The sequence below is a fragment of the Bradyrhizobium sp. genome (assembly GCF_019242285.1).
Classification (GTDB): domain Bacteria; phylum Pseudomonadota; class Alphaproteobacteria; order Rhizobiales; family Xanthobacteraceae; genus Bradyrhizobium.
This window is the reverse complement of the sequence record NZ_JAFAVV010000051.1, coordinates 1-3,268: the sequence shown is the minus strand read 5'-3', so window position 1 is coordinate 3,268 and position 3,268 is coordinate 1. Positions and strand designations below refer to the sequence as shown.

3 protein-coding genes are annotated in these 3,268 nt (G+C 63.9%); 1 reads left to right on the top strand and 2 read right to left on the bottom strand.

Translation table 11 applies throughout. The features are described 5' to 3' along the window. The coding region (locus tag JOY90_RS02155) for a flavodoxin-dependent (E)-4-hydroxy-3-methylbut-2-enyl-diphosphate synthase (RefSeq protein WP_291689526.1) at positions 1–442 on the bottom strand (442 nt) is incomplete at its 3' end. 262 nt (positions 443–704) lie between these two features. Here JOY90_RS02155 and JOY90_RS02150 point away from each other — a divergent pair. Continuing rightward, entirely contained in the window at positions 705–1,580 is an 876-nt protein-coding gene (locus tag JOY90_RS02150) for a sulfurtransferase (RefSeq protein WP_291689525.1), read from the top strand. 814 nt (positions 1,581–2,394) lie between these two features. On the opposite strand, the gene JOY90_RS02145 is transcribed toward JOY90_RS02150, so the two are convergent. Next, positions 2,395–2,682 carry a hypothetical protein gene (locus JOY90_RS02145; RefSeq protein ID WP_291689524.1) on the bottom strand — a complete coding sequence of 96 codons (288 nt, stop codon included), beginning with the start codon at positions 2,680–2,682 and terminating at the stop codon, positions 2,395–2,397. Positions 2,683–3,268: the final 586 nt, after the last annotated feature.

The following is a 3,268-nucleotide window of genomic DNA, read 5'->3' as shown; positions in this document are numbered from 1 at the left end:
TGTTGGCGATCTCGATGATGTCGGCGAACTGGGTGTCGCGCTTGTTCTTGAAGCCGACATTGCCGGGATTGATGCGGTATTTGTCCAGCGCCTCGGCGCAGGCCGGATACTCGGCGAGCAGCTTGTGGCCGATGTAATGGAAATCGCCGATCAGCGGCGTAGTGATGCCGCGCTTGCGCAGGCCGTCACGGATGTGGGGCACGGCGGCGGCCGCCTCCTCGCGGTCGACCGTGATGCGCACCATCTCGGAGCCGGCGCGCGACAGCGCGGTGACCTGGTCCACCGTCGACTGCACGTCGGCGGTGTCGGTGTTGGTCATCGACTGCACCACGATCGGCGCACCGCCGCCGACGGCGACGTTGCCGACCATGACCTTGGTGGTGTGGTGCCGCGGGCTCGGGCCGGCGACGTCGGTTGGGGGCATCATTTCGGGCTTGTTCATGGGGGCAACCGGATATCAGGTTTTGGTGACATTCACCAAGGGGGTGGAAGCAGATGCGGCACCTTCGCAGGAATGGACTTTTTCCATCGTCAACTCAATAGCTTAAAGCGGAAAGCCGCGGCATGGGGCGGGCCGTCGCGGAAAGCCTCGTCCGACCGCTATATTGGACCGGATCGGGTGAAATCAAACGGCAAAACGCCGGCTTTTCATGTGACCTACCGCACCCTACGCTGTTGCCTGCAAAAAAAGACGGGAGGTCGCCATGGTCGCACGGAAGGAGCTGATCAGCACCGCGGAGCTCGCAAGCCGGCTCGGCCAACCGAACCTTCGCCTGTTCGATTGCACCACGACGCTGGACTACCTGCCGCCCGGCAGCGACGCGCCCTACAGGGTCGTCCCCGGACGGCACACGTTCGAGGCCGGGCACATCCCCGGTGCGGACTTTCTCGACCTGCAGGGCGAATTCTCCGACCAGACGACAAGGCTCCGTTTCATGATGCCCGCGACCGCGCAGCTCGAAGCCGCGTTCGGGCGCCACGGCGTCGGCGCGGACAGTTTCGTGGTGCTCTATTCCATCGGCACGCCGATGTGGGCCACGCGCTTCTGGTGGATGCTGAGGTCGCTCGGTTTTGACAACGTCGCCGTGCTCGATGGTGGGCTCGACAAATGGAAGGCCGAGGGCCGTCCGCTCGAAGCCGGCGCGGCGAAAGGCTATCCGGAGGCCACGTTCGTCGCCAAGCCGCGGCCGGGATTTTTCGTCGACAGGCACGCGGTGCTGGCCGCCGGCGGCGATCGCAGCACCGTCGTCGTCAATGCTCTCAATGCGCAGCTCCATGCGGGCCTGGAGCCGAGCCGCTATGGGCGGCCGGGACACATTCCGGGCAGCTGCAACGTCTCGGCGGCGGCGCTGATCGATCCCGGCAGCAAGGCCTTCGTGCCGCTCGCACAAGCGGAGCCGATCTTCGCCGCGCAGGGATTTTCGCGTGACAAGCGCGTCATCGGCTATTGCGGCGGCGGCATCTCCGCGACCATCGACCTGTTCATGCTGCACCGTCTCGGCTACGACCAGCTCACGCTCTATGACGGCTCGATGGGCGAGTGGGCGGTGGACGAGTCGCTGCCGATCGAAACGGGTTGAACGTGAACGAGGCTTGGCGCAGACGCGCTCTCTCATGGGATTCAACATTTCAAACAACGCTCGGTGTCGTCGCCCGGCTCGACCGGGCGACCCAGCATTCCAGAGACGCCGGTGCTTGAATCGGGAGGCTGCGGCGTGCTGGATGCCCCGGTCCCGCCTGCGCCAAAGGGCTTCGGCGGGCTCGCAAGCCGGAGCATGACAGCGGGGCGCATGGAGACACAAGTTCACGTTCTCGCGGCATGGCACGCCCGAGTTTTTTCATATTGACCGCCCTTAAACCAACGAAGGGCGCAGGGAAGACCGGGCACCGGCTGATGCCCATGGCCCCCGTGCAACAAAAAGCACGGGGTAGGAACCACAGGTTCAGCCAGGAATACCCGGCCTTCCCCGCGCGATGGTTTTAACGCTTATGGCGTGATCTCCTCGGTGCACCGGGCTTTCTAGCCACCGTCGCCTCGCAGGATTCGTCATCCACGAAACTTGATTCCAGCGTCGGGGAATCAGGACCACACGCTTTCGCCGTCCGCGTTGACGCCGCTCGTCTGGCGACCTCATCGCGTCCACCGCATCCCCGCCTCACGTTCGTGACGATCGCGATACGCCCCTCCTGGTGGAGGCGGGATGGGCCTAAATATCATCAACTTCGGAAAATTGGAAAGAGAATATTTTTGCTGCGAGGACTGGACAGGCCTACCTTGCTTGAGTCCGCTGGCGAAATTTCGTTCTGACGAAAATGGCTTTTCGGCCCCGCCGATCGCCGCGCAGGCTGACATCTGGGTTCACTCGGCTGATTCGGTCCGGCGCAGCGCAGACCTCAGGCCGCCGCGAGCCGTTTGATCTCAACCTCGAACGCGAAGCGCAGTTGCGCGCCTTCGTCGTCGGGAAGCCAGTTCGTCATCTGCGGAAAGATAGTCCGATACAGCAGGACCTTCTTCGGCTCCCAAGACAGCACCTTCGCGGCGCGCGCTTCGGCCAGCATCTTGTGCAGTTCGGTTCTCACCGTGTCTGGATTAGGCCGATATTCGGGAGTCCCGAAGTCCTCGCCGAAGAGATCGGCCTGCCCTTCGGTCTCGAAAAGGTCGCCTTGTCTGGAAGAAGCCATGTCGCGCGCGCAATTGGTTGAACCAGAACTTTGCCTTGTGCCCTACCTGCGCAGGGTTGTGCAAGTCCCTATGGACCCGCTAGGTTGCCGGGATGGGGGAAACTGTCTCAAGCGATGCCGTCGAGAAGTTCATCGGGCGCTGGATCGGCCGCGAAGGTTCCCCGCGCTCTCTTCGGCTTCCGGGCCGCTCGACGCCGGGAGACTCGCGGCGCAGTTCAAGCGGACCCGAACGACGGAGAAGAAGGTCGGCGAGGTGCTCGCCTCGCTGGCGCGGCTCGGTTATGTGACATCGGAGGACGGGCAGAGCTTCGTGCTTCGGCGCGTGGCGTGATCTCTTGCCGCCGCGAACGCCGCTTCGCAGGACGAGGCTGGTGGGGATCAACCTCGAACGGCGGAGTTCACGGACGTCCCTTCCTCGCTATCGGCAGGGCCATCGCATTGGACTCGAACCGTCGGCACCCGCTGAGCAACCGGCGTGGTCACCCTCCCCTGGAGGGGGAGGGTCGGCTCACATGAAGCGAAGCGGAATGGGAGCCGGGGTGGGGTGATGCTTCCGCGCGCGCACTGTCTAATACGGAGAGACCGT